Consider the following 25,849-nt stretch of genomic DNA (forward strand, 5'->3'; position numbering starts at 1 on the left):
TGCTTAACCATTCGTTTTTGACAACATTTCAATGACCTCTTTAGTGTTTCCGAACCGACTTTTGCCGGTTCTGTTGTTTAACTTTTAATCTTTCGGTAAAAATTTACCGAAGTATTGCGTAAGAGAAAATGATAAAAAATATAGTTTTCGATTTTGGCGGAGTTATAGCCGATATAAGCCGCGAACAGGCTGTAAAGGCATTCATCCGTCTGGGTGTAAAAGATGCCGACCGCATCCTCGACAAGTATCATCAGACCGGCATCTTTCAGGAACTGGAAGAAGGAAGTCTGACAGAGGAAGCTTACCGCAACGAATTGGGGAAACTATGCGGACGTACATTGTCATGGGAGGAAGTACAGCAGGCATGGCTAGGCTTTATCACTGGTGTAGATATACGGAAGCTGGAATATCTGGAAATGTTACGTAGCGAAGGATACAAGCTCTATGTACTTAGCAACACGAATCCTTACGTAATGGGATGGGCATGCAGCGAACGGTTTTCTTCAGAGGGCAAACCTTTGACATCGTATTTCGACAAGTTATACCTCTCCTATCAGGTAGGTTGCACAAAACCCGAACAGCGCATCTTCGAGTACATGCTGTCGGATGCCGGCTTAGCACCGAAAGAAACTTTGTTCGTAGACGATGGCCAATCGAACATAAACATAGCAAGCCAACTGGGTATGCATACCTTCCAACCTGAAAATGGCTGTGACTGGCGAAAAGAATTAAGCCTGTTACTCGCTAAACTGAAGTAAAATATAACAAATATCCAAACAGAGATTCCGGTTTACATACTGGAATCTCTGTTTTAGTATACTTGCAGAGATAAAAACTGTATTAAGTAGCCTGCAAACAAAAAATCTTGTATCAATCAGATATTAAGCCTGTTACCCTATTAAAAGCTCAACGAGCGGCAATCTCTGATCTATTTTTTCAAAAAAAAGACGCTAAAACACTTGCATATTACATTCTAAAGCACTACCTTTGCATCGCTTTTAAGGAAAAGCACTTCTTCGGGGTGTAGCGCAGTCCGGTTAGCGCACCTGCTTTGGGAGCAGGGGGTCGTGGGTTCGAATCCCGCTACCCCGACGAAGAAAAGATCTTTAATAACTGTTTTGAGTGAATAAGCTCGGGGTGTAGCGCAGTCCGGTTAGCGCACCTGCTTTGGGAGCAGGGGGTCGTGGGTTCGAATCCCGCTACCCCGACAAAGAAAAAGATTTTTAATAACTGTTTTGAGTAAATAAGTTCGGGGTGTAGCGCAGTCCGGTTAGCGCACCTGCTTTGGGAGCAGGGGGTCGTGGGTTCGAATCCCGCTACCCCGACAAAAGGTTGATAATTAAACAAGATAAACGTTTAAATTATCAACCTTTCTTTTATTAATTAACTTCTATCCTACGCTTATTATGAAAACACTATCAGTGAAAAAAGTCAACGACTCTGCAATTACTTCGGCAGAACAGATACCTACAATATTTGATATAGAACAAATACCATTCCACCAGATAGACTGCATCAACTGGAAAGACTATCCATATCACCCTGACGTTAAATTCAGAATAGCTCATACTGGAAATGCTATTTTATTGCATTATTGTATAACAGAACAGAGTGTACGTGCAACAGCTCCGGAGGACAACGGAAGAGTATGGGAGGATTCATGTGCAGAATTTTTTGTACAGCCCGGAACAGACAACCAATATTATAATTTTGAATGTAACTGTGCAGGTACATTACTGATAGAATACGGAAAGCCAGGTAACCGGGAACACGCTCCACTGGAAACTGTGGGACAAGTTACGCGCTGGGCTTCATTAGGAAGAACTCCCTTTGAAGAGCGTTTAGGAGAATGTTCATGGCAACTTGCCTTAAGAATCCCCATATCCGCCTTCTTCCACCATTCACTGACATCACTTGACGGAATGAGAATGAAAGCAAATTTTTATAAGTGCGGAGACAAACTTCAGACTCCTCATTTTTTATCATGGAGTCCTATTGCACTCCCCTCCCCATGCTTTCACTGCCCCGATTTCTTCGGAGAAATAACATTTGAATCAAATAAGTAAAAACAATGCTACTGATATCTCTCATTACAGCAGTACAAGTAATTCTCATCATCAAAATATGGATGATGACAGGCGATGTGCGTAAAATCCGACAGAAACTGAACGAGCCACAAGCCGAAAACCGCAAGATAACAGAAGCACAGTTAAAAGCTCTGGAAGGAAAAACAGAAGAAGCTTATACCTTATATAAAGAAGCATATTACTATAGTGTAGTAACATTCTTCAATGAGCTTGAAAACAAAAATCTGAAAGATACAGAAGCAAAAGAGAAAGCTTGGGAAGAAGGATTCAATGAAATAGTTTCCTATTATTCCGGACAGATAAGCCGACTTGGCAATTACAAACTGCCCGAAGAGGCATTGTACACTTATGCTCAGATAAGTGCACGAATCGGGAAACTATAAACTATACAAATCTATGACAGACTTTGCAGCAATCGACTTTGAAACAGCAAACAAGGAACGCTCCAGCGTATGTAGTGTGGGAATTGTTATCGTAAGGAACGGAGAAATTACCGAAAAGCTATATCGGCTGATACGTCCCTACCCTAACTATTATAGCTACTGGAACACACAGGTACATGGCTTGACGTTTCAAGACACAGCCTGTGCGCCAACATTCCCTGAAGTATGGAAAGAGATTGATCCTATAATAGCCGGATTACCCTTAGTAGCGCATAACAGCCCTTTTGATGAAGGGTGTCTGAAGGCAGCATTTCAAGCATACAACATGGAATATCCTGATTATACATTTCACTGCACTTGTAGAGCCTCCAGGCGGACATTCGGAAAAAGTCTTCCCAATCATCAGCTACAAACAGTAGCTCTAAAATGCGGCTACGATTTATCACACCACCATCATGCGCTTTGTGATGCAGAAGCTTGTGCGCAAATAGCTATTAACATCCTATAAAAAAGTACGCCACCCTGTCACTAACATTGACAAGGTGGCGTGAACTCTCTATCTTTACTACCTGTTATTTTCTTAGCATCAAATTTTTAAAAGGAGTCGGATATGGAGTTTCAAATTCCATCAGTTCACCTGTAACAGGATGATAGAAACATAGCTTAAACGCATGGAGTGCCAAGCGTCCCAAAGGATTCACTTCACAGCCATAACGTTCATCCCCTACGACCGGATGTCCCAGTGACTGCATGTGTACACGAATCTGATTCTTACGACCTGTTTCCAACTGCAATTCTACCAGCGAATAGCCATTAGCGCGTTTTATGGTACGGTAGTGAGTAACCGAATATTTTCCACCATCATCAACTGGAGAAGAACTTACATACAACTTACGGTCGGTAAGCCAAGATTCCACAGTACCCTGATCTTTTTCCATATCTCCCATCACGATAGAAACATAACGGCGATCGCGCACAATATCATGCCAGTTATCACGTAATGTATGTTGTGTCTTTTCATCTTTGGCATACATCATAATACCCGATGTTTCACGATCTAACCGATGCACTACAAACACACGATTATTGCGATGCTGACGTTTTACATACTCATTCAATATATGCTGAGCCGTCTTTTCCTTCTGATGATCTGTCGCAACAGAAAGAAGACCTTCCTTTTTCTCCACTACTATCAGATAAGCATCCTCATACAAGATCTTCAGCATCGGATGACGGAACTCATGCTTGTTCTTCTCGCGGCTTATCTGCACCTTCATTCCCGGCTTTAAAGGATAATTATATAATGTCTGGATATTATTATCGACCAGTACAACACGATTGGTAAGCAAAGCCTTCACACGAGTGCGACTTATCCCCGCCATCTTCTTCATCAGAAACTCCATCAGTTCGGCAGGTTCCGTCACATTATATACAGTATATTTAGCAGCAGCACGCGCTACAGGACGCCCGCTTGTATTTCTATCTCTTCTTGACATATCTTCTTATTGATATAATTTATCTTTTCTCCAATAATACCACATTTTCTACATGATGCGTATGCGGGAACATATCTACCGGTTGTACGGCCATTACTTTATATTTAGCATCAAGCAACTGAAGATCACGTGCCTGAGTAGCAGGATTACAACTTACATATACAATACGCTTAGGCTCGGCAAACAGAATTACATCTATCACATCGTTATGCATACCCGCACGTGGAGGGTCGGTAATAATTACATCCGGACGACCATGTTCATTGATAAAATCCTGCGTCAAGATATCTTTCATATCACCGGCATAGAACAGTGTATTCTCAATACCGTTTATCTGAGAGTTGACTTTTGCATCCTCAATAGCTTCGGGAACGTACTCTATACCAATAACCTTCCTTGCCTGGCGGGAAACAAAGTTTGCAATCGTACCCGTACCGGTATAAAGGTCGTACACCAGTTCGTTGCCAGTCAGCCCTGCGAAGTTGCGAGCTACTTTATAAAGATTATATGCCTGTTCTGAGTTTGTCTGATAAAAAGATTTCGGACCGACCTTAAAGCGCAATCCTTCCATTTCCTCAAAGATATGGTCATTGCCCTTAAATACTTCGACATCCAGATCGCCAATAGTATCATTGCATTTATTATTGATGACATAAAGCAATGAAGTAATCTGAGGAAACTTATCTGCAACAAACAGCAACAACACTTTCATCTTATCCAGTTCCGCATCCGAAGTAATCTTACATTGCAACAACACCATAAGTTCTCCTGTGGAAGAAGTACGCACCATCATATTACGGAGCATACCTTCCTGACTGCGCAAATCGAAGAACTCATAATTATGTTCGTAAGCAAAATCGCGGATTGCATTACGGATCTGATTGGAAATATCATCCTGCAACCAACACTTTTCGATAGCAAGTACCTTATCGAAAGCTCCCGGAATATGGAATCCGACAGCATTCATCTGATCATACTTCACATCCTGCTTGACTTCTTCTTCGGTAAGCCAACGTTTATTAGAGAAAGTAAACTCCAGCTTGTTACGATAGAACATTGTTTTCTCTGAGCCAAGAATAGGCATAAACTCAGGTAATTCCACCTTTCCGATACGAGTCAGGTTATCATACACCTGCTTCTGCTTATAACGAATCTGATCTTGATAAGAAAGACACTGCCACTTACATCCGCCACAAACACCATAATGCTGGCAAAACGGTTCGGCACGCATTGACGACTTTTCGTAAAATTTTACTGCAACAGCTTCCGCGTAATGATTTTTTTTACGCTTTATCTGTAAATCGACTACATCTCCAGGAACTACATAAGGTACGAATATAACCAAATCGTTTACCTTAGCAACTGCCTTCCCTTCGGCAGCTACATCTGTTATTGTTACTTTTTCCAGTAAAGGAAGTTCTTTTTTCTTTCTTGCCACGTCTATTTTATATAAATCCGATTTGGGAGCAAAGTTACAAAATAATCCCAATAATCTGTCACGAATTTGAAAGAAGTTGATTTTGCAAAGTCTATATTACAAAACATACAATAAAAATCTCTCTTTTCATTTGGATATTCATAAAATATATATAGTTTTGCGAGCGTTAAATTCTTTTACAAAGAACCATTACAACTAGAAAAACATAAATAAACCTTAATAAACCTTTTAATAAAATGGAAAAGAAAAGAATCTATACTTTCGGAAACGGACATGCTGAAGGTAAGGCAGATATGAGAAATCTTTTGGGTGGCAAAGGAGCCAACCTTGCAGAAATGAACTTAATCGGTGTTCCTGTTCCTCCCGGATTCACAATTACAACAGAAGTTTGCAATGAATATTTTGAAAAGGGTAAAGACGATGTTGTCGCTCTCCTGAAAAACGATGTAGAAAAATCTATCGCCGGAGTGGAAGAACTCATGAAATCTAAATTCGGTGATGTAGAAAATCCATTACTTGTTTCTGTTCGTTCTGGTGCAAGAGCATCTATGCCAGGAATGATGGATACAATCTTAAATCTTGGACTCAACGACAAGGTTGTTGTCGGCCTGGCAAAGAAAACCGGTAACGAACGCTTTGCATGGGATTCATACAGACGTTTCATACAAATGTACGGTGATGTCGTACTTGGCATGAAACCAACAAATAAGGAAGATATCGATCCGTTCGAAGCTATCATAGAAGATGTAAAGAAAGCAAAAGGTGTACGCCTGGATAACGAACTGGGAGTAGCCGAACTGCAAGAACTGGTAGTACGCTTCAAAGCTGCTGTAAAAGCTCAAACCGGACAAGACTTCCCAGAAAATGCTTACGAACAACTTTGGGGAGCTATCTGCGCAGTATTCGATTCATGGATGAACGAACGTGCCATTCTTTACCGCAAGATGGAAGGTATCCCTGCAGAATGGGGAACAGCTGTCAACGTACAAGCCATGGTATTCGGTAACATGGGTGATACATCAGCTACCGGAGTTTGCTTCTCTCGTGATGCTGCAACTGGTGAAGATTTATTCAACGGCGAATACCTGATCAATGCACAAGGTGAAGACGTAGTAGCAGGTATCCGTACTCCTCAGCAAATTACAAAAATAGGTTCTCAACGCTGGGCTGCCCTACAGGGTATTTCAGAAGAAGAACGCGCTAGCAAATATCCGTCAATGGAAGAAGCTATGCCGGAAATATATAAAGAACTCGATGCATTACAGACAAAACTGGAAAACCACTACCATGATATGCAAGACATGGAATTTACCGTTCAAGAAGGTAAACTCTGGTTCCTCCAGACACGAAATGGTAAACGTACAGGCGCTGCTATGGTCCGCATCGCAATGGAAATGCTTCAGCAGGGACTGATTGACGAAAAGACTGCTATTTTACGTTGCGAACCTAACAAACTGGACGAACTGTTGCACCCCGTATTCGACAAAGAAGCTCTGCGTAAGGCAAAAGTTTTAACTCGTGGTCTTCCAGCATCTCCGGGAGCAGCATGCGGTCAGATTGTATTCTTTGCAGAAGATGCTGCACAATGGCGTGCAGACGGACACCGTGTTGTATTGGTACGTATTGAAACTTCTCCTGAAGACCTTGCCGGTATGACTGCTGCTGAAGGTATCTTAACCGCACGAGGAGGTATGACTTCTCATGCAGCAGTTGTAGCACGAGGCATGGGTAAATGCTGTGTATCAGGTGCAGGCGCAATCAACATAGACTATAAAGCACGTACAGTAGAAATAGACGGTACAGTTCTGAAAGAAGGTGATTTTATCTCTTTGAACGGAAGTACCGGTGAAGTTTATGCAGGAGAAGTTCCTACCCGCGCAGCTGAACTGTCAGGCGACTTCGCTAAACTGATGGATCTTTGTGATAAGTATACTCGCCTGAAAGTACGTACCAATGCTGATACTCCAAGAGATGCAGAGGTTGCACGCAGCTTCGGTGCTACCGGTATCGGACTTTGCCGTACAGAACATATGTTCTTCGATAACCAGAAGATTATTGCCATGCGTGAAATGATTCTTGCTCCTGATGTAGAAGGCCGCAAGAAAGCACTTGCCAAACTGCTTCCATATCAGAAAGCTGACTTCAAAGGTATCTTCAAGGCTATGGACGGATGTCCGGTGAACGTACGTTTGCTCGATCCTCCTTTGCATGAATTCGTACCTCACGATCTGAAGGGACAGGAAGAAATGGCAAAAGCAATGAACGTTACGGTAGAATATATCCGCCAGCGTGTAGAAAGTTTGTGCGAACACAACCCAATGTTAGGACACCGCGGTTGCCGTCTGGGTAACACTTATCCGGAAATTACAGAAATGCAGACACGTGCTATTTTGGGTGCTGCCTGCGAACTGAAAAAAGAAGGTTACGATCCACATCCAGAAATCATGGTTCCATTGACCGGTATTCTTTATGAATTCGAAGCACAGGAAAAAGTAATTCGCAGTACAGCTGCCGAATTGTTCAAAGAAGAAGGCATAGAAGTACCGTTCAAGGTAGGTACAATGATTGAAATACCACGTGCTGCCCTTACGGCCAACCGAATTGCTTCACGCGCAGAGTATTTCTCATTCGGAACTAATGACCTTACTCAGATGACATTCGGATATTCACGTGATGATATTGCCTCTTTCTTACCTGTATATCTGGAAAAGAAAATCCTGAAAGTAGACCCATTCCAAGTTCTCGACCAAAACGGTGTTGGACAATTAGTAGAAATGGCAGTTGAAAAAGGCCGTTCAGTACGTCCAGATCTGAAATGTGGCATCTGTGGTGAACATGGAGGTGAACCATCTTCTGTTAAGTTCTGCCATAAAGTTGGTCTGAACTACGTAAGTTGCTCTCCATTCCGCGTGCCTATCGCTCGTTTGGCTGCGGCGCAGGCTGCAATAGAGGAAGCATAAATAGTATAAGATAATCATTGATTTAGGCTGTAATGGACTGTTTTTCAGACATTACAGCCTAAGTTGTTTTTAGGCGGTTCGTGCATTTGTCCGCAAAAAATGAGCCAAATAAACGGTACTTGCATACACCACGCATACACTTCTGAACAGTGGCGCATACACCAATGCATACACCATTTAATAACTTATAAATCAATCTGATATAGCAACATTTAAAGTAGTCGTAAGAAAAAAGAGAGCTGACGGATTTTATCCGTAAACTTCCAATTTTAGGGTATCCCCTTTTAGACGGGCGCCAGTCGGCACCCGTCAAAAAGGGGATACCCTAAAATTGGAAGTTTACCCAACGTGGTCACATCGCCTCACTAAAGTAAAACGATATGTTCACTTCTGTGAAACATTCTCTTCGCCTTGGTGAAAAGATAAAATCCCTCTGTTCTTACCTTATACTGTCATGAATCAAGGTTGTAACAGAGGGATTCTTTTGCTATAATCTACAATAGCTTAAGGCATTTTTACATCTCATTACGAGAATCTGCCTCATTTATTTTTTGTGCGAAAGCCGGTCAAGCTTCTGCTAGCCCCGGATGTGTCAGAGATATACCCAATGCCTCTGCTATTCCCTTACCATAAATTGCATCAGCTTTCATACAATTACGGATATGACGCAGTTTTATTTCTTCAGGAATATTTCCCATAGCTCTTGCTGTATTTTCAAACAAAACTTGTTGCTGGGCCGGAGTCATCAAACGGAACAAATCGCCAGCTTGAAAGAAATAATCGGAGTCATCTTCACGATACTCCCACTGATATGCAGCTCCATCAAGTTCCAAAGGAGATTCCTTGTATTCTGTCTGATGCTGCCATTCGCCATAACTGTTGGGCTCGTAACCTAATGTAGAGCCATGGTTGCCATCAACACGCATCTGTCCATCCCGATGATACATATTCAGGAACGGGCAACGGCTGCGGTTTACCGGAATCTGATAGTGATTTACTCCCAAACGGTAGCGCTGGGTATCGCCATAAGAGAAGAGGCGACCTTGAAGCATACGGTCGGGTGAGAAGCTGATACCCGGAACGACATTTGCCGGATTAAATGCAGCCTGTTCAACATCTGCAAAATAGTTTTCGGGATTACGGTTCAATTCCAACACACCCACTTCAATCAGCGGATATTGTTTCTGTGACCATACTTTAGTAAGATCGAACGGATTGAAAGGACACTCTTTGGCTTGTTCCTCAGTCATCAACTGGATGTACATTGTCCAGCGAGGGAAATCTCCCCTTTCGATGCTTTCATACAAATCCCGCTGATGGCTTTCACGGTCTTTGGCTATAATAGCTTCCGCTTCCTGATCGGTCAGATTTTTGATACCTTGCTGTGTGTGCAGATGGAACTTCACCCAGGTACGTTTTCCTTCAGCATTGATAAATGAAAACGTATGACTGCCATAACCGTGCATATGACGGTAGGAAGCCGGAATGCCTCGGTCGCTCATCGTAATGGTAGCCTGATGAAGTGCTTCGGGCAACAATGTCCAGAAATCCCAGTTATTGCGGGCACTACGCATGTTGGTACGCGGATCACGCTTCACCGCATGGTTCAAATCCGGGAACTTTAATGGATCGCGCAAAAAGAATACCGGTGTATTATTTCCTACCAAATCCCAGTTTCCCTCTTCAGTATAAAATTTAATGGCAAATCCGCGAATATCACGCTCTGCATCGGCGGCTCCGCGCTCGCCCGCTACCGTAGAAAAACGGACAAAAACTTCTGTTTCTTTTCCGATCTCAGAAAAGATAGCAGCTTTGGTATACGGAGTAATATCATGAGTTACAGTAAACTTACCGAAGGCTCCTGAACCTTTGGCATGCATACGTCGTTCTGGAATCACTTCGCGATCGAAATGAGCCAGTTTCTCCAGAAACCAGACATCTTGTAAAAGCATCGGCCCACGGCGTCCAGCGGTGGCAACATTGTGATTGTCGGCTACAGGCGCACCTGAAGCAGTTGTAAGTTTTTTATTTTCCATACAATATTACATTATAAAATAGTTAATGAATAGAATACATAGCGATAAACTGGTCCAATTGTTTTTTATCCGATTCTGTCAGAAATCCGGTACGGGATTTTAAGAAAGGGACTGAACACGAGGCAGGAACACCCATCGTACGCTTCATACAAGTATACCTGCTACCCGTCCGAAACTTATAAGTGGTAAAGAAAAGCGTACGTTCTGCTTTTACAAGTCCACGAATTCGCCGGCTGAAAGCCTTCCAGCGCTTGTGGGGGTGCTGTCCAACCACAAACCATCCACAGGTCCAGCATCCGGAAACAAGGAAATCACAGTCTGACAGTTTTTCCGGAACAGCATCAGATACAGAACTCAGGCTGACATTCAGACCTTTCGACCAGAGATACATTGCTATTTCACGGGCATATCCGGCAGTCTTTCCTTTGTGACTATAATACAAAACGGCAGCTTTCATAGTAACTCGATATATAAAGTTTTTCGTTTATCCACTTTCAAACTCCTCATCATCGATAAGATAGTAATTGAATAACCCCAATCAGAACCAATTATCTTTTTCATCTTGTTTGTTTTTGTTTTGTATAAAGATAGCGGAATGAAAATTATTTGTATATATTTGCAAAATTCTATTTTCCGATAAGTCTTATAGATAAAAACGATTAATGCATGGAATTGCGACAACTGAAGTACTTCAAAGAAGCGTGTGAACGGCAGAATTTCTCGGAAGCTGCACGCATATTGCATATCTCCCAAAGTACACTTTCCCAGCAAATCAAGCAGTTGGAGGAAGAACTGGATGTTCTGCTTTTCGACCGTATCGGCAAACGTATCGTACTGACTGAAGCCGGACAAGCTTTCTTGCCTTATGCTGCACGAGCTATCTACGATGCTGAAGACGGGAAACAAATTATCCGTGATTTGAAAGGTATTGAAACCGGCGTGCTTCACATAGGCGTAACTTATAGCATGAGTCCCTTGCTGATAGCAGCATTACAACTTTTCAATCGGGCCTATCCCAAAATTAAAGTAGAAATCACTTTTGCAACTTCCGAAGAACTTTTGAAGCAACTGGATGGAAGTGGCCTTGATTTTGTATTGTCGTTTAAGCCTGAAGATCTCACCGATGATTTTGAAACAATTCCACTTTTTTCTTCTCGTCTACAGTTCATTGTTCACAGTTCTCATCCTCTGGCAGGCTTATCTTCCATTACGCTGAAACGACTTTCAGAAACTCCTCTGATACTGCCCGAACGAGGATTTGCGACAAGAAAGAAAATCGAAGAACTCTGTCGTAAACATCAATTGGAACTGACTGTAGGTGTAGAAATGGACGACGTCCATACAATTATTCACGCACTGAAAAGTGGACAATGGGCAACCATACTGACACAGGCAGCTATACGCGGAGAAGCCGGACTAGTACAAATACCCATTCTCTGCAATGACCATTTAACATCACGTGGATTTTTATTCTGGCCTCAAGGAAGTTACCGGAAAAAATCAGCATTGGCTTTTGCTGATTTTCTGCTTAAAATAACAGCAGGGAGCAAATAATTTTTCTCTTGTAAAAAAACAGTTAACCTTCTTTGCACTGAAGTCAATGTTGCAAAGAAGGTTAACATCAAATGAAACCCACAAAAAAATATCCCGGCAAACTATGGATACTTCCTGTTTGCCGGGATATTACTTTTTAAAAAGAATAATATTTTTAGCGTAAACGCTCGTATGCTTTTACTAGCATTTCATCCTTTCCGATAGCACGAATAGCCAACCAGTTCAGGATGATTGAAATCAGAGGCAGACATAAAGTCCATGATGGAGTAAAACTGCCACATTCTTTCAGTGTTCCCCACACAAACGCTGCCAGTGTTACGTAATATCCCACAAGAATAATGCTGCTGAACAATGTCAGACGGATCTGCAACATACGCTTTCTATACAGAAATATTGTAACAAGTGAAAGAATTGCTACAACCATAAGAATGGCAAACAATGCCCAGGGAGCATAATTCATAGTTCCATCCGGAGCAATAACAGCCAGATTTGTCATGTCTGACACGCTTGTTTCCGTATAAAAATGTCCCACAGAAAAAGACATCATCAGCACCATAAAAATGGCAACAATAAGCAAATAAACAGTCTGAATACGTTGTATCATAATCAAATAATATTAGAAATACGAGGATATAACAAAAAAAGAACACAGAAGCGCATCCTCACAGAGATATAAAATCACTTCCTGCAATTATGCGTTTCTGTGTTCAATTAATATTTTCTTACTGTAACTTTTCCTTTTCTTTAGCAGGGTTTCTGTAATATAACTTACCTTCAATATATTCCTGAGTAGCAATCAGAGTTGGTTTCGGCAATTTTTCATAATAGCGTGAAATCTCAATTTGCTCTCTGTTTTCGAAAACTTCTTCCAAATTATCATTGTAAGAAGCAAACTCTTGCAGTTTCTTTGACAAGTCATTCTTCATTTCTACCGCAATCTGATTTGCTCGCTTGCCGATGATTGCTACTGTTTCGTAGATATTACCAGTATCTTCACACAGTTCCATCAAGTCGCGAGTTACGGTATTGGTAGGAGCATTTGTCTTTTTGTAATCCATAATTTTTTATTTAATTATAAACCTTGATTAATTTTCTTCGTCTTTTACAAACTTACTTGCATCTTTAAATATTCGTTCCACTTCGCTTTTATATTTACTTTCAGGGAACTCATTGATAAATGCGTAATACTCATCTATCGTTTCACGCATACGATCTTCTTTCTTCTCAGGCACACTCTCTTTTGCCATATCATATTTCGCACGCAAAATCAGAATAGAAAGATCTTCACGTCTTTTGGTATAAGGATATTCACGCAAAATATTCTGTGCCGTTACTACCGCAGCCTGATAATTATTTCCGGTACTGCTATATACAGTGTTGCCGGTATACGATCCCAAATCATAATACAATAAAGCTGATAAGAATTCCTTTTCAACCAGTTTATCCTGTAATTCGAAAATCATATTCTGGGCCAGTTCCTTACGGTCGCTTTCGGGGAAGTATTCAATAAACATCTGCAACTCTTCGATAGCCTTATATGTACTGCTCTGATCCAAACGAGGTTCAGGAGTATCCAAATATAAAGCCTTGCCGCTATAAAAACGTGCCAGCTCGGTATAAGTTCCCCGGGGATAAGTTGTATAATAAGTATTGAAATAATGCGAAGCTGTAATATAGTCTCCTTGATTATAGTAAGTCATAGCTAACATATATGCAGACTCCTCCGCATTGCTCGTTCCTTTCATGATCAATGCCAAGTCTTCCAAAAGAGTAGCAGCCTTACTGTTTTGTCCCTTTGCAAAATAACTCTTTGCAGCTTCGTATTTATATTCGTTGTCTGTGCTCTTCAGCACTTTATTGTACTCTCCGCATGAAGATAATACTCCAGCAGAAAGGATGGCCATAACGATGTACTTTTTCATGTTTATCAATATAGATGTGCAAAAGTACTCTTTTCCACCGAATAATGCAATAACTCAATGTTTTTTAATATAAAATTTGCACTTGCAATATCTCTGACAAAAATATTGTGTATTTTTACACCTCATTTAATAAATGTGCAAAATGAATTTTGAACTTGTATCAGATTATCAGCCGACAGGAGATCAGCCGGAAGCAATCGCACAACTGACAGAAGGTGTAAAATCCGGAGTTCCTGCCCAAACATTATTGGGTGTAACAGGATCAGGTAAAACTTTTACAATTGCCAATGTCATAAAAAACATCAACAAGCCGACACTGATCCTAAGCCACAACAAAACACTGGCAGCACAATTATATGGTGAATTCAAGAATTTTTTTCCACATAATGCTGTAGAATACTACGTATCATACTACGACTATTATCAGCCCGAAGCTTATCTGCCGTCTACCGATACGTATATAGAAAAAGACTTAGCTATCAATGAGGAGATAGACAAGTTGCGTCTTGCCGCTACCTCTGCCCTACTTTCTGGTAGAAACGATGTGATAGTCATCTCATCCGTATCGTGTATTTACGGTATGGGAAATCCTGCTGACTTTTACAACAATGTCATAGAGATAAAAAAAGGCAAACTGCTGGACAGAAATGTATTTCTGCGGCGACTTGTTGACAGCTTGTATGTACGTAACGATATTGAGCTAAACCGAGGAAACTTCCGTGTTAAAGGTGATACTGTTGACATCTCACTGGCTTATACCGATCATTTACTCCGTGTCATATTTTGGGATGATGAAATCGATGCGATTGAAGAAATAGATCCTGTCAGCGGACACCGGACCGGCAGCTTTGACGAATATAAAATATATCCTGCCAATCTTTTCATGACTACCAAAGAGAGCACATTGAAAGCTATTCATCAGATTGAAGATGATTTGACCAAGCAAGTTGCTTTCTTTGAAGAACAAGGTAAGCCATATGAAGCTAAAAGACTGTACGAACGCGTCACATACGATATGGAGATGCTCCGGGAACTGGGACACTGCTCCGGTATAGAAAATTACTCCCGGTACTTTGATGGAAGAGAGCCAGGCAGCCGACCTTACTGTTTGCTGGATTTCTTTCCCAAAGACTTTTTGATTGTCATAGATGAAAGCCATGTGAGTGTACCACAAATACGTGCAATGTATGGAGGAGACCGTGCCCGTAAAGAGAATCTGGTAGAATATGGATTCCGTCTGCCGGCAGCCATGGATAACCGTCCGCTAAAGTTTGAAGAATTCCAAGAGATGGCCAAACAAGTAATTTATGTGAGTGCCACCCCTGCCGATTACGAACTAATTCAAAGTGAAGGAGTTGTTGTAGAACAAGTTATCCGTCCAACCGGATTGCTAGATCCTATTATTGAAGTTCGTCCAAGCTTGAATCAAGTAGACGATTTAATGGAAGAAATCCAGCAGCGCATTGAATTAAAGGAGCGAGTTCTTGTCACGACTTTAACAAAACGTATGGCTGAAGAACTTACAGAATATCTCCTTCGTCATAACATACGCTGCACATACATACACAGTGAAGTCGACACATTGGAACGTGTACAAATTATGGAGGATCTACGACAAGGCATATATGATGTTTTAGTCGGAGTTAACCTATTGCGTGAAGGATTGGACTTGCCTGAGGTTTCGCTTGTAGCTATCTTGGATGCTGATAAGGAAGGATTCTTGCGCTCACACCGTTCTCTTACCCAAACAGCCGGACGTGCAGCACGTAATGTCAATGGAAAAGTTATCATGTATGCCGACAAAATAACAGACAGCATGAAACAAACTATCGACGAAACTAACCGACGACGCGAAAAGCAGCTAGCTTACAATGAAGCTCACGGAATAACTCCCCAGCAAATCAAAAAGAACAGAAACAACGCCCTGCTGGAAACAACAGGAGAAACATCTTCCAAACAGCCCAAAGCATATGTGGAAAATACAGAGCACATACAAGCTGCAGCCGATCCGATTGTTCAATACATGTCAAAAGAGCAGTTGCAGAAAAGTATGGAACGTACACGCAAACTTATGCAGGAAGCCGCTAAAAAGCTCAATTTCATCGAAGCAGCACAATACAGAGATGAATTGCTCCGTCTGGAAGATATGCTGAAGGATAAATCATAAATGCAGCTGACAGAAATAAGATTCTGAGAAAAAGGAAATCAGATTCTAATAAATAGTTATCTGGCAGCTAAACGTATAAAAAACATTCAGTTATAGAAAGACTCCGCTATCGGACTCCTTCTATAACTGAATAATGTTTAGCTCTTCCATTTTTTTGGGGGACTTCAAAATAAATTTAAGACAACCTTTTTTACTTTATCATATAGTTACCCAATTAGCCTATAATAAAAAATCACCTCGGACACAATGAAGTTTATTCTTTTTTCAAGAATACACTACACTTGTCCGAGGTGACTCTTTTATACCGCTTTGTATTATTATTTCTGGATATCAATACCTTTATTGCGTAACGTCAATGCCATCAAGCGCAGATAGTCGCTGTATTGTTTCTCAGTCAAAGTATTCTTCATCAGTTTCAGATTACCGTAAACTGCGTTACGCACTTTCTGATCGCTATTTTTCTTTGAACTGTTCGCAACTTTCATCTGTTCTTGAAAATAATCGCAAATGCTTGCTACCTGCTCATTCTGCTGAGAAGAAAGCTGCAAGTACTTTGTCAATTTTGCTTTGTTAATAGTACCATCCCATTTTCTAGCAACGTTAATCGTATCATTTGCGTTGTTAGCAAATGCAGAAACAGAAAATGCCAATGCTGCTACTAATGTAAATCCTAATTTTCTCATAATACCTAAATTTTAATGTTACCTAAAAACTTGTGTTACCTTAAAAATATTATCTTTAAACCTAGTCTAGTTTGAGCTCAATCTTTTTACCGCAACAAAGGTAGAAAATATATTGTACAACATACAAATGATTTACTAAAAAAGCGCATTACAACTATCATTTATTGATATAAATCAAATAAAGCATGTCATAACATATAAGATAGAATAATATTTGTAACATCAAGGTAATAAATACTACACATTAACGACAATCTGAAAGAGCAGAAACAAACATTGTTCTATTCTGTTTTAAATATCTCTTTAAGCAATGCTCTCTATTAAAATACTTGCAAAAAGCTTACATCTATATTTTTATCCTTCTATTTTTCCTATTATTGTGGAAGAAAAAACTATATTTGTCATACAGTAAAGACTTTTATTACCAAAAGCTGTAAAAGACAAATTACACCTTGTTTAAACGAAAAAAATCATAGGAAAAATGAATACAGATCCACACAACCTCATGAATCCATTACGAGAAAAATTTCCATACTTCATCCGCCATGAAAAATTATACCGAATGATTCATCTCCAGCTGATGAAAAAATGGTTTCAATACTTTGTACTGTTCTTCATCATTGGCTCCATTTGCTCCATCATATATGGTTCATTCGAGGAATCCGCTCCTTACCACAACTATTTATATACATTCAACTATCTTGCTTCCTTTATTTTCACCATTGAATACGGGCTACGAATCGCAGCGGCTCCAGTACAATATGCCAGTTGCAAACACGCATGGAAGGCACGCTTACGCTATATCATCTCTTTTTATGGAATCATAGACTGCGTAGCGATTCTGCCCTTTGTCGTTATTTATCTATATAAAGAAACGCCACACGTACATCTGGTTGTGCTGGCCTATGTACTGATCATTTTCAAACTGATACGCTATTCACGTTCTTTTCAGATGATTGGCACCGCACTAAAAACTGTCAGAGAAGAACTGATTACCGCTTATACAGCCTGCGGCATTATGTTAGCTTAATGTACTATATCGAACGGAATGCACAGCCTGAAGCTTTCGAGAATATAGGTGATGGCTTCTGGTGGGCTATCGTAGCATTCACAACTGTAGGATACGGTGACATTTATCCCATTACTCCCCTCGGCAGATTACTGAGCAGCATCATCAGCCTGATTGGCATAGCCATGATTGCCATACCTACAGGTATCATCAGTTCAGCCTTTATGAATATGCTGATTGAAAAAAAACAGAAAGAGAACAACGAATCTACTAAATAATATTAATATAAGCTACTTATCTAAACTCTTCGAATGGCCCAAGAGTTATAAAAAAATAAACCCAAAAGACCTAAGATGAAGAAGCATTTTATTCTATTAATGATGGCTATTCCAGTCCTTGGCTTGTCATCATGCATGAGTATTTTTTCAAGTACACAGCAACCTATCACCATTACGGGAGAAAATGGAACAAAACTTTACGATGCTGCAAACAATGTAAAATTAGCAGAAATCAAAGAAGGCGGATCTACTACCTTCAGACTAAAAAAGAAACTTTCCGACAGGACTGTGATCGCCAAGAAAGAAGGATATAAGAACACCCCGTTTGTTATCGAATCGGCATTTAATGCCAAAGCATTGTGGAATATATTATTCTGGCCAGGATTTCTGATTGATTTAGGAACAGGAAAAATCAACAAATACGATCCTGTTATTTATAACATAGAAATGGAAAAGGAATAAATTACAAAATCAGACAGATCAGAATATAATAGATAATAAAAAAGCCTTTGACTTACATCAAAGGCTTTTTTATTATAGTTTAGAAAACTCATTAAATTATCCACCGAAGTTATCATACATGATTGAAGAGCTTTCAACGCCCAGACTATCAAGCATGTTAACAACAGCTTTCGACATCGGACCAGGACCACACATGTAGTATTCGATATCTTCAGGAGCCTCATGATTCTTCAGATATGTTTCATACATTACCTGATGAACAAATCCAGCTGTATACTTCACGCCTGCAGCATCAGCAGCAGGATCCGGACGGTCAAGTGCCAGATGGAAGTGGAAGTTAGAGAAGTCTTTTTCAAGCTGCTGGAAGTCTTCCAGATAGAATACTTCGTTCAATGCACGAGCACCGTAGAAATAGTGCAATTCACGGTCAGTAGTATGCAATGTACGAGTCATATGCATAATCTGTGCACGAAGCGGAGCCATACCGGCACCACCACCTACCCAAATCATTTCTTTCTTAGAGTCGAAGATAGGATGGAAATCACCGTAAGGACCACTCATCAATACCTTGTCACCTGGTTTCAAAGTAAAGATATAAGATGAAGCGATACCTGGCATTACATCCATAAATCCACTGCGGTCTGGCTTAAACGGCGGAGTAGCGATACGTACTGTCAACATGAATACGTCACCTTCTGCCGGGTAGTTAGCCATAGAATAAGCACGGATTGTTTCTTCTTCATTTTTACATTTCAGATTAAACAAACCGAATTTTTCCCATGCTGGAAGATATTCATCACCAATAAGTGATTTATCGATATCTTTGTTATAATCCATTTCATATTTAGGAATCTTAATCTGAGCGTAAGAACCCGGAATGAAGTCCATGTGAGCTCCCTTAGGCAACTGTACCTTAAATTCTTTAATAAAGGTAGCCACGTTCTTGTTAGAGATAACTGTACATTCGTATTCTTTTACACCCATTACAGATTCAGGAACCTTGATAGACAAGTCACCTTTCACTTTCACCTGACAACCCAAACGCCAGTGATCTTTCTGTTGTTTACGGCTGAAATGGCTCACTTCAGAAGGCAATATTTCACCACCACCTTCAACAACCTGACATTTACACTGTCCGCAAGAACCCTTACCACCACAAGCAGAAGGCAAGAATACACCATTTACAGCCAATGTATTCAACAATGTAGAACCTGATTCAACTTCTAATTGGTTCTCGCCATTGATAGTCAACTTTACATTTCCTGAAGCAACCAAGAATTTCTTAGCTACCAGCAGAATAACTACCAGCACAAGAATAGTCACAAGGAATACTCCAATGCTTGCTAAAATAAAATTCATATCCATTGTTTATTCCTTTCTTTATTAGATGTTCAAACCAGAGAAACACATAAACGCCATTGCCATCAGGCCTACAGTGATAAATGTGATGCCCAATCCTCTCAAAGGAGCAGGAACATCTGAATATGCCATTTTTTCACGAATAGCTGCCAGACCTACAATAGCAAGCAACCAACCAATACCTGATCCGAGTGCATATGAGATTGAATCCCAGATATCACCGATAAACTTAGAATCAGACGGAGTAAGGTTGATACGCTGCTGCATGAACAATGAAGCACCCATAATCGCACAGTTTACAGCAATCAAAGGCAAGAAAATACCCAGTGAGGCATACAACGAAGGGCTGAAACGTTCAACGATCATTTCTACCAACTGTACAATTGCGGCAATTACGGCAATAAAGAGGATAAAGCTCAAGAAGCTCAAATCGATACCCAAAATACCATCAGCAGCCAACACTTTAGTCTGGAGCAGATAGTTGACAGGCAATGTTACCACCAGCACAAAGGTAACAGCGATACCCAGTCCCAGTGCAGTCTTTACATTCTTCGAAACAGCCAAGTAAGAGCACATACCCAGGAAGAATGCAAAAATCATATTGTCCACAAAGATAGAGCGGACTAATAAACTTATAAAATGTTCCATAATCTTGTTTTAGTTAAGAACTTCTATGGCAAACGGGATTACCATTTTCCAATATCCGTTCTTCAATGAATTATTACTCTTTTTCTTGCAATTCTTTGTGTTTAGCACGCTGATACCAGATAATACATGCTACAATAATCAATGCCATAGGAGGCATCAGCATCAAACCATTGTTTACATAGCCTGCGCTCTTTATTGCATCGTAGTTCAGAATGTTAAAACCAAGCAATGTACCAGAACCCAACAGTTCACGGATGAATGCAACCATTACCAAAATCTTTGCATATCCCAAACCGTTACCAATACCATCCAAACAAGATTCCCATGGACCGTTTGCCATAGCAAATGCTTCCAGACGTCCCATCAGAATACAGTTAGTGATGATCAGACCAACATATACAGACAACTGTACGCTTACATCATAGGCAAATGCTTTCAGCAACTCACTTACGATAGTAACCAAAGCAGCAACAACAACCAACTGTACGATAATACGGATACGGTTAGGAATTGTCTTACGGATCAAAGAAATTACAACATTAGAGAAAGCTGTAATAATGGTAACAGAAAGTCCCATTACAATAGCAGGCTCCAACTTAGATGTAACCGCCAATGCAGAACAAATACCCAAAACCTGAACGGTCACCGGGTTATTCAAACCCAACGGAGTAGAAAATACTTCTTTGTTTTTAGCTGAAAATAAACTTCCCATATTATTATCTCCTCCTTAATTATTCTTTAGTAGTTAAAAACTTGGTATATTGTCCCATACAATCTTTCAGCATCTTATCTACGGCAAGAGAAGTAATTGTACCTCCTGAAATACCGTCAACTTGATATTCAGGTTTTTCAATCTTACCATTCTTTACAACACCCAATGCAATAGCACCTTCTTCCAGTACGTTCTTGTCTTTGAACTCATTCTGGAAATGGTCGGTAGCAATTTCAGCTCCCAAACCCGGAGTTTCTGATGCATGAGAGAAATAAGTTCCATAAACAGTATTCTTGTCTTCATTCAGTGCAACATAGCCCCAAATAGCGCCCCAAAGACCAGCACCGTAAACAGGAATAACATACTTAGTCTGACCGTCTATTTCGCAAACAAACAAGTGAGCGCGACCGTTTTCCTTGTATTCTTTTTCATATCCGGTAACAAAAGTACCTTCATACGGAGTCAATGTTCCGTCTTCGGCTACAACCATATCAGACTTCACAACTTTTGCAAATTCAGCTTCTGCATCCTGAACCTCTTTAATACCCAAAGAAGAAAGAATCTGTTTCTTAGTATCAAGTTCTACATTCTTTCCCTGAATATCACGCAAAGAAGAGTTCACGAAAGCCAATAAGAATGCTACGATAACAACCATTACCGAAGCATAAATGATAGTATAAGAGTTACTATTAGTATTCATTGTATATTCGGTTTTTATTTGTTAGACATAGCACGTTTAGCACGACGAGAGATATTATTCTGAACTACAACGTAGTCGATCAGCGGTGCAAAGATATTCATCAGCAAGATAGCCAACATCATACCTTCTGGATAACCCGGATTCAACACACGAATAATGATTGCCATAGCACCAATCAGGAAGCCATATACAAACTTACCGTTTTCTGTACGTGAAGAAGTTACCGGATCAGTTGCCATAAATACAGCACCAAAGCAGAAACCACCCAAGCACAAGTGTTCGTACCAAGGCATTTGAGCTACACCTGTATCAGGACCAATTGTATTGAAAATCCATCCCATGACAGCTCCACCTACAAATACAGACAACATTGTCTTCCAGCTTGCTACACCAGTCCATAAAAGGATAACAGCACCAATTGCAATAGCAATTACACTGGTTTCACCGATAGAACCCGGAATCAGACCAGTAACCATATCCCAAGAGAATTCAGGACATTCAGCAACCTTGGCAACACCCAGCGGAGTTGCAGCAGTCAAACCGTCAACAGTCTTACCCAATCCGAAAATGCTGTCACCTGATACCCAAACGGCATCACCAGACATCTTAGTAGGATAAGCAAAGAACAAGAATGCACGAGTAATCAATGCAGGGTTGAAGATGTTCATACCTGTACCACCGAATACTTCCTTTGCAAAGATTACAGAGAAAGCAGTTGCTACAGCAAGCATCCATAACGGACAGTCAACAGGTACAATCATCGGAATCAACATACCAGAAACCAGGAAACCTTCCTGAATTTCTTCTTTCTTCCATTGTGCAACAACGAATTCGATTCCCAAACCTACAACATAAGAAACAATGATTTTAGGCAATACAGCCAGAAAACCGTAGCCAAACATTTCAATAAAACTACCGCTGATGCCTGCATGCAGATAATGCTGATAGCCCACATTATACATACCGAACAACAAAGCCGGTATTAATGCAATAACCACGAGTGACATGATACGTTTGCTATCAATCGCATCGTGGATGTGCGTACCTGTCTTCGAAGTAGTATTCGGAACAAACAAGAATGTTTCGAAACCATCGAATACAGAACGAAAAGCATGATATTTGCCTCCCTCTTCAAAGTTAGGCTTTATCTTATCTAGATAATTTCTTAACGCTTTCATTTATTCTATTAATTCTTTTGGTTAGTATTAGCACATTTCACGACGGAGCATATCCAATCCTTCACGAACGATACGCTGTAATTCCATCTTAGAAGAGCAAACGAATTCACACAAAGCAAAGTCTTCAGGAGCAACTTCATAGATACCTAACTGTTCCATGCGGTCGATATCTCCGGCGATTATTGCTTTGATCAAATATTCAGGCATGATATCCATCGGCAACACCTTGTCATACTCGTTCGACATAATCATGTGGCGTTCACCACCTTTTACACGAGCATCCAGTGTATATTCTTTCTTGCCCATCAGCCAGCTAAAATATGAACGGCTAGTACTGAACTGATTGAAACGAGGCATAATCCATCCCAGCATTTCATGAACATCACTACCTTCAGGAATTACAGTTACCTGACTGTGGAATGCTCCCAAGAAGCCGTTAGCTGTAATTTGCTTACCAGTCAACACATTACCGCTGATATAGCGTAATTCTTTTTCCTTGTTTACATTACCTGCAAACACATTTGTCAGGCATGCACCTACTTTCAACTTGCAATAAGCAGGTTTCTTTACTTCAGAACCTGTCACTGCTACCATGCGAGTCAGATCCACACGTCCGGTATTCAGCAGACGACCAATAAAGATTACAGCCTGTGCATCGATTGTCCAAACAGTTTCACCTTTATTAATAGGAGAAATGTGGTTAATCTGTACACCAACGTTTCCTGCCGGATGAGGTCCGTCGAATACAGTTACAGTAACATTCTTAGCCTGTGTCAGAGCAGCAGCTTTCTGATTTACACTAATACTTAAATAAGTCTTGGCTATTTTTGCCAGTGCATCAAGTCCTGCCTGGAAATTTGCTTCTTCACCTTTCAAGGCAAATTCAAACTCCGGAGCAAGCGGATTGCTGTCGAATGAAGACACAAAGATTGCTTTCGGAGCAATTGTCGGATCTGCTATAACATCGTAAGGACGCTGCTTGATGAAGGCAAACATACCACTTGCCAGCAGCAATTCCTTTACAGCAGCAGCATCCATCTTGGCAACATCTTTCTTGCCAAATTCTTCATAGTCCTGTCCTGCTGCAGCTTCTACCGTAATACTCATTACTTTACGGCGAGCTCCACGCTCCACACTAGTTACTACGCCACTTACAGGCGAAACAAATTTCACTTCAGGATGATTCTTGTCGATAAACAAGGGTCCTCCGGCCATAACATATTCCTGTTCTTTCACTACCACTTTAGGAGTTACACCTGTAAAATCATCGGGTACTAATGCATAGAATCCCGGCTCTTTTACAGCTACTACCTCAGCAGCCGCCTTGCCTTTCAGGTTAATGTCAAGACCTTTACGCAGTTTTATTAAATTAGCCATATTGGGTTATAAAAAATGGTTTTATAAATTTGACTGCAAAATTAAATAAAAAAGAATGGAAATAAACAATTTCAAGCGGGTTATTACGGAAAAAATTCTTTATATAATTGAGTACAAGTGACAAAAACGAACAAAATGTCTTCATTTTGCAATATGTAGAAAGCAATTTTTACTATTTCGCACTTACCTCTTAGAGGGAGATTTCGGGGCTCTCCTGCCAGTTTTTTCCCCGAAAAGACGATATTTTAATAGGAATATATTAAAAATAAGCGGCTTATGAGTTCTTTACAAAGAGTAAGGTAATGACTTGGCGACAGTCGTAAATTCTGCAATTTGCAGGACGCTTCTGTCAAACAACTCCTGATAATGCAAAGGTACTAAAAATTTTGAAAATAAAAAGATGATTTTCTTATTTAATACCTTATTCGTAAATACCATTTTGGTAATCCTGTAAAAATTGCGTGAACGTCTTTCCCGTCTGTTGTTTGAAGAAACGCATCAGGTGGCTGGGGTCGGAGAAATGGAAATCATCTGCCAGTTGGCTGACGGTACGGTTGGAAAACAGAAATTCGTTTTTTAATTCTTCCAGCAGGCGCTGTTTCAGCAAATGGGTGGCAGACACTCCGAATTGTGCCATGACGGAAGCATTCAGCGTGATGCGGCTAATATGAAGCTTGTCAGCGTATTCCTGCACCCGTTGCAGGGTACGGATATGCTGCTCCAGCAAATCCTTGAACTGAAAGGCATAATTGTTCTTCGCGATTTCTACGGGCAAGCGGTAGGCGGCGGCGTAGGCCCGATTGATAATCAGCAAGAGGTAATAAAGCACGGACACGATGAGATTGTATGTGTCGGCAAGGGGATGCAGCAGTTCTTGTTTTATCTTCCCGAGCAGGCGCATATACTCTGCCAATTCCTCGGGCGAGGCATATAGGTAAGGTGGCGTATCGGTCTGATAATAATACAGCAGGCGATAGACGAAGAATTTGTCGGTGATGAATGTACGCATGAAGTCTTCTCGGAAGATGAGGAAGGTGTAGTCCAATGCCGGTTCGTCCACGTGCCACTCCTGTTGCTGGTGTGGCGAGAGAAGCAGCACCATGCCGTCGTGCAATTCTATCTTGCGAAAGTTCAGCAACAGGTAACCATTTGCTTTGCGAAAGAAGTAGAAGCTGAAGAAGTCCGTCTTGAACCTCCTGTATTCGGTCAGCACGGAGCCAATATCCTTATTTGTAGCGGTATTGATGTAAAAATCCACACCGCAATCCGTCTTGCTGAACGGAACGCTGACCAACTTTTCGGGGTTGATAATCTCTTTCATACGCTTGCCGTTTGTGCAAAAGTAATGTTTTTATTTATCAAGATGGCATATATTTGCAATTTTTTGGCATAAAACTATT

23 protein-coding genes, 3 tRNA genes and 1 pseudogene are annotated in these 25,849 nt (G+C 40.7%); 12 read left to right on the forward strand and 15 right to left on the reverse strand.

Translation table 11 applies throughout. The features are described 5' to 3' along the window. Positions 1-128 precede the first annotated feature (128 nt). From ACDG22_RS12425 to ACDG22_RS12455, 7 genes are all read left to right on the forward strand, one after another. Positions 129-758, forward strand: coding sequence for an HAD family hydrolase (locus tag ACDG22_RS12425; protein WP_022124925.1), 630 nt, complete (start codon positions 129-131; stop codon positions 756-758). A gap of 259 nt (positions 759-1,017) precedes the next feature. After that, positions 1,018-1,092, forward strand: a tRNA-Pro gene (locus tag ACDG22_RS12430). Positions 1,093-1,133: 41 nt separating this feature from the next. Further along, positions 1,134-1,208: transfer RNA gene (locus ACDG22_RS12435), tRNA-Pro, on the forward strand. Positions 1,209-1,250: 42 nt separating this feature from the next. Next, a tRNA-Pro gene (locus tag ACDG22_RS12440) sits at positions 1,251-1,325 on the forward strand. An 81-nt stretch (positions 1,326-1,406) separates the two neighbouring features. Further along, positions 1,407-2,066, forward strand: a complete 660-nt coding sequence (locus tag ACDG22_RS12445; RefSeq protein WP_007571810.1) for a carbohydrate-binding family 9-like protein — start codon at positions 1,407-1,409, stop codon at positions 2,064-2,066. A 5-nt stretch (positions 2,067-2,071) separates the two neighbouring features. Then, a complete protein-coding gene (locus ACDG22_RS12450; RefSeq protein ID WP_007571812.1) occupies positions 2,072-2,470 on the forward strand; it encodes a hypothetical protein in 399 nt (132 codons plus the stop codon). 13 nt (positions 2,471-2,483) lie between these two features. Then, the gene (locus ACDG22_RS12455) at positions 2,484-2,978 is read left to right on the forward strand and encodes a 3'-5' exonuclease (RefSeq protein ID WP_007571813.1); all 495 of its coding nucleotides are present in this window, start codon (positions 2,484-2,486) and stop codon (positions 2,976-2,978) included. Between the two features lie 64 nt (positions 2,979-3,042). On the opposite strand, the gene ACDG22_RS12460 is transcribed toward ACDG22_RS12455, so the two are convergent. After that, positions 3,043-3,966 carry an RluA family pseudouridine synthase gene (locus tag ACDG22_RS12460; RefSeq protein ID WP_007571815.1) on the reverse strand — a complete coding sequence of 308 codons (924 nt, stop codon included), beginning with the start codon at positions 3,964-3,966 and terminating at the stop codon, positions 3,043-3,045. A gap of 19 nt (positions 3,967-3,985) precedes the next feature. Next, positions 3,986-5,404 carry a 23S rRNA (uracil(1939)-C(5))-methyltransferase RlmD gene (gene rlmD, locus ACDG22_RS12465; RefSeq protein WP_370858904.1) on the reverse strand — a complete coding sequence of 473 codons (1,419 nt, stop codon included), beginning with the start codon at positions 5,402-5,404 and terminating at the stop codon, positions 3,986-3,988. Positions 5,405-5,640: 236 nt separating this feature from the next. Here rlmD and ppdK point away from each other — a divergent pair, with 236 nt between their 5' ends. Continuing rightward, on the forward strand, positions 5,641-8,364 hold the full coding sequence (gene ppdK, locus ACDG22_RS12470) for a pyruvate, phosphate dikinase (protein WP_370858905.1): 2,724 nt from the start codon (positions 5,641-5,643) through the stop codon (positions 8,362-8,364). 566 nt (positions 8,365-8,930) lie between these two features. On the opposite strand, the gene ACDG22_RS12475 is transcribed toward ppdK, so the two are convergent. Both ACDG22_RS12475 and ACDG22_RS12480 read right to left on the reverse strand, forming a co-directional pair. After that, positions 8,931-10,400 (reverse strand): catalase, encoded by a 1,470-nt coding sequence (locus ACDG22_RS12475; protein WP_370858906.1) that lies wholly within the window; start codon positions 10,398-10,400, stop codon positions 8,931-8,933. Between the two features lie 22 nt (positions 10,401-10,422). Beyond that, the gene (locus tag ACDG22_RS12480; protein ID WP_370858907.1) at positions 10,423-10,857 is read right to left on the reverse strand and encodes an NADPH-dependent FMN reductase family protein; all 435 of its coding nucleotides are present in this window, start codon (positions 10,855-10,857) and stop codon (positions 10,423-10,425) included. A gap of 209 nt (positions 10,858-11,066) precedes the next feature. On the opposite strand from ACDG22_RS12480, the gene ACDG22_RS12485 reads away from it, so the two are divergent. Further along, positions 11,067-11,954 carry a LysR substrate-binding domain-containing protein gene (locus tag ACDG22_RS12485; protein WP_370858908.1) on the forward strand — a complete coding sequence of 296 codons (888 nt, stop codon included), beginning with the start codon at positions 11,067-11,069 and terminating at the stop codon, positions 11,952-11,954. A 154-nt stretch (positions 11,955-12,108) separates the two neighbouring features. Here the strand turns inward: ACDG22_RS12485 and ACDG22_RS12490 are convergent, their stop codons facing one another. The 3 genes from ACDG22_RS12490 to ACDG22_RS12500 form a co-directional block, all read right to left on the reverse strand. Then, positions 12,109-12,558 (reverse strand): DUF4293 domain-containing protein, encoded by a 450-nt coding sequence (locus ACDG22_RS12490; protein ID WP_007570780.1) that lies wholly within the window; start codon positions 12,556-12,558, stop codon positions 12,109-12,111. 118 nt (positions 12,559-12,676) lie between these two features. Then, complete coding sequence (locus ACDG22_RS12495; protein WP_007570779.1) at positions 12,677-13,012, reverse strand: DNA-directed RNA polymerase subunit omega; 336 nt, start codon at positions 13,010-13,012, stop codon at positions 12,677-12,679. A gap of 27 nt (positions 13,013-13,039) precedes the next feature. Continuing rightward, a complete protein-coding gene (locus tag ACDG22_RS12500; RefSeq protein WP_007570777.1) occupies positions 13,040-13,876 on the reverse strand; it encodes an outer membrane protein assembly factor BamD in 837 nt (278 codons plus the stop codon). A gap of 142 nt (positions 13,877-14,018) precedes the next feature. Between ACDG22_RS12500 and uvrB the strand changes: the two genes are divergently transcribed. Next, complete coding sequence (uvrB, locus tag ACDG22_RS12505; RefSeq protein ID WP_007570775.1) at positions 14,019-16,043, forward strand: excinuclease ABC subunit UvrB; 2,025 nt, start codon at positions 14,019-14,021, stop codon at positions 16,041-16,043. Positions 16,044-16,360: 317 nt separating this feature from the next. Here uvrB and ACDG22_RS12510 read toward each other — a convergent pair whose 3' ends face one another. After that, positions 16,361-16,726 carry a hypothetical protein gene (locus ACDG22_RS12510; protein WP_007570774.1) on the reverse strand — a complete coding sequence of 122 codons (366 nt, stop codon included), beginning with the start codon at positions 16,724-16,726 and terminating at the stop codon, positions 16,361-16,363. A gap of 580 nt (positions 16,727-17,306) precedes the next feature. Between ACDG22_RS12510 and ACDG22_RS12515 the strand changes: the two are divergent. Both ACDG22_RS12515 and ACDG22_RS12520 read left to right on the forward strand, forming a co-directional pair. Then, positions 17,307-18,013, forward strand: a pseudogene (locus ACDG22_RS12515) (ion transporter). A 75-nt stretch (positions 18,014-18,088) separates the two neighbouring features. Next, positions 18,089-18,475: a hypothetical protein gene (locus tag ACDG22_RS12520; protein WP_178601468.1), complete on the forward strand. Its 387-nt coding sequence runs from the start codon at positions 18,089-18,091 to the stop codon at positions 18,473-18,475. Between the two features lie 96 nt (positions 18,476-18,571). Here the strand turns inward: ACDG22_RS12520 and nqrF are convergent, their stop codons facing one another. The 7 genes from nqrF to ACDG22_RS12555 form a co-directional block, all read right to left on the reverse strand. Then, positions 18,572-19,840, reverse strand: coding sequence for an NADH:ubiquinone reductase (Na(+)-transporting) subunit F (nqrF, locus tag ACDG22_RS12525; protein ID WP_007570766.1), 1,269 nt, complete (start codon positions 19,838-19,840; stop codon positions 18,572-18,574). An 18-nt stretch (positions 19,841-19,858) separates the two neighbouring features. After that, a complete protein-coding gene (nqrE, locus tag ACDG22_RS12530) occupies positions 19,859-20,482 on the reverse strand; it encodes an NADH:ubiquinone reductase (Na(+)-transporting) subunit E (RefSeq protein WP_007570765.1) in 624 nt (207 codons plus the stop codon). A 73-nt stretch (positions 20,483-20,555) separates the two neighbouring features. Beyond that, entirely contained in the window at positions 20,556-21,194 is a 639-nt protein-coding gene (locus tag ACDG22_RS12535) for an NADH:ubiquinone reductase (Na(+)-transporting) subunit D (protein ID WP_007570763.1), read from the reverse strand. 19 nt (positions 21,195-21,213) lie between these two features. Further along, complete coding sequence (locus ACDG22_RS12540) at positions 21,214-21,894, reverse strand: Na(+)-translocating NADH-quinone reductase subunit C (RefSeq protein WP_007570761.1); 681 nt, start codon at positions 21,892-21,894, stop codon at positions 21,214-21,216. Positions 21,895-21,908: 14 nt separating this feature from the next. Beyond that, positions 21,909-23,072 (reverse strand): NADH:ubiquinone reductase (Na(+)-transporting) subunit B, encoded by a 1,164-nt coding sequence (locus ACDG22_RS12545; RefSeq protein ID WP_022125836.1) that lies wholly within the window; start codon positions 23,070-23,072, stop codon positions 21,909-21,911. Between the two features lie 27 nt (positions 23,073-23,099). Beyond that, on the reverse strand, positions 23,100-24,449 hold the full coding sequence (locus tag ACDG22_RS12550) for a Na(+)-translocating NADH-quinone reductase subunit A (protein WP_007570758.1): 1,350 nt from the start codon (positions 24,447-24,449) through the stop codon (positions 23,100-23,102). 421 nt (positions 24,450-24,870) lie between these two features. Beyond that, positions 24,871-25,770 carry a helix-turn-helix domain-containing protein gene (locus ACDG22_RS12555; RefSeq protein ID WP_040312164.1) on the reverse strand — a complete coding sequence of 300 codons (900 nt, stop codon included), beginning with the start codon at positions 25,768-25,770 and terminating at the stop codon, positions 24,871-24,873. Positions 25,771-25,849 lie beyond the last annotated feature (79 nt).

The organism is Phocaeicola coprocola (assembly GCF_041333015.1).
Taxonomy (GTDB): Bacteria; Bacteroidota; Bacteroidia; order Bacteroidales; family Bacteroidaceae; genus Phocaeicola; species Phocaeicola coprocola.

Excerpts from the sequence above, each read along its gene's own strand:
- ACDG22_RS12425 (WP_022124925.1), top strand. The coding sequence starts at position 129 with ATGATAAAAAATATAGTTTTCGATTTTGGCGGAGTTATAGCCGATATA.
- ACDG22_RS12445 (WP_007571810.1), top strand. The coding sequence starts at position 1,407 with ATGAAAACACTATCAGTGAAAAAAGTCAACGACTCTGCAATTACTTCG.
- ACDG22_RS12450 (WP_007571812.1), top strand. The coding sequence starts at position 2,072 with ATGCTACTGATATCTCTCATTACAGCAGTACAAGTAATTCTCATCATC.
- ACDG22_RS12455 (WP_007571813.1), top strand. The coding sequence starts at position 2,484 with ATGACAGACTTTGCAGCAATCGACTTTGAAACAGCAAACAAGGAACGC.
- ACDG22_RS12460 (WP_007571815.1), bottom strand. The coding sequence starts at position 3,966 with ATGTCAAGAAGAGATAGAAATACAAGCGGGCGTCCTGTAGCGCGTGCT.
- ppdK (WP_370858905.1), top strand. The coding sequence starts at position 5,641 with ATGGAAAAGAAAAGAATCTATACTTTCGGAAACGGACATGCTGAAGGT.
- ACDG22_RS12475 (WP_370858906.1), bottom strand. The coding sequence starts at position 10,400 with ATGGAAAATAAAAAACTTACAACTGCTTCAGGTGCGCCTGTAGCCGAC.
- ACDG22_RS12480 (WP_370858907.1), bottom strand. The coding sequence starts at position 10,857 with ATGAAAGCTGCCGTTTTGTATTATAGTCACAAAGGAAAGACTGCCGGA.
- ACDG22_RS12485 (WP_370858908.1), top strand. The coding sequence starts at position 11,067 with ATGGAATTGCGACAACTGAAGTACTTCAAAGAAGCGTGTGAACGGCAG.
- ACDG22_RS12490 (WP_007570780.1), bottom strand. The coding sequence starts at position 12,558 with ATGATACAACGTATTCAGACTGTTTATTTGCTTATTGTTGCCATTTTT.
- ACDG22_RS12495 (WP_007570779.1), bottom strand. The coding sequence starts at position 13,012 with ATGGATTACAAAAAGACAAATGCTCCTACCAATACCGTAACTCGCGAC.
- ACDG22_RS12500 (WP_007570777.1), bottom strand. The coding sequence starts at position 13,876 with ATGAAAAAGTACATCGTTATGGCCATCCTTTCTGCTGGAGTATTATCT.
- uvrB (WP_007570775.1), top strand. The coding sequence starts at position 14,019 with ATGAATTTTGAACTTGTATCAGATTATCAGCCGACAGGAGATCAGCCG.
- ACDG22_RS12510 (WP_007570774.1), bottom strand. The coding sequence starts at position 16,726 with ATGAGAAAATTAGGATTTACATTAGTAGCAGCATTGGCATTTTCTGTT.
- ACDG22_RS12520 (WP_178601468.1), top strand. The coding sequence starts at position 18,089 with ATGAAGAAGCATTTTATTCTATTAATGATGGCTATTCCAGTCCTTGGC.
- nqrF (WP_007570766.1), bottom strand. The coding sequence starts at position 19,840 with ATGGATATGAATTTTATTTTAGCAAGCATTGGAGTATTCCTTGTGACT.
- nqrE (WP_007570765.1), bottom strand. The coding sequence starts at position 20,482 with ATGGAACATTTTATAAGTTTATTAGTCCGCTCTATCTTTGTGGACAAT.
- ACDG22_RS12535 (WP_007570763.1), bottom strand. The coding sequence starts at position 21,194 with ATGGGAAGTTTATTTTCAGCTAAAAACAAAGAAGTATTTTCTACTCCG.
- ACDG22_RS12540 (WP_007570761.1), bottom strand. The coding sequence starts at position 21,894 with ATGAATACTAATAGTAACTCTTATACTATCATTTATGCTTCGGTAATG.
- ACDG22_RS12545 (WP_022125836.1), bottom strand. The coding sequence starts at position 23,072 with ATGAAAGCGTTAAGAAATTATCTAGATAAGATAAAGCCTAACTTTGAA.
- ACDG22_RS12550 (WP_007570758.1), bottom strand. The coding sequence starts at position 24,449 with ATGGCTAATTTAATAAAACTGCGTAAAGGTCTTGACATTAACCTGAAA.
- ACDG22_RS12555 (WP_040312164.1), bottom strand. The coding sequence starts at position 25,770 with ATGAAAGAGATTATCAACCCCGAAAAGTTGGTCAGCGTTCCGTTCAGC.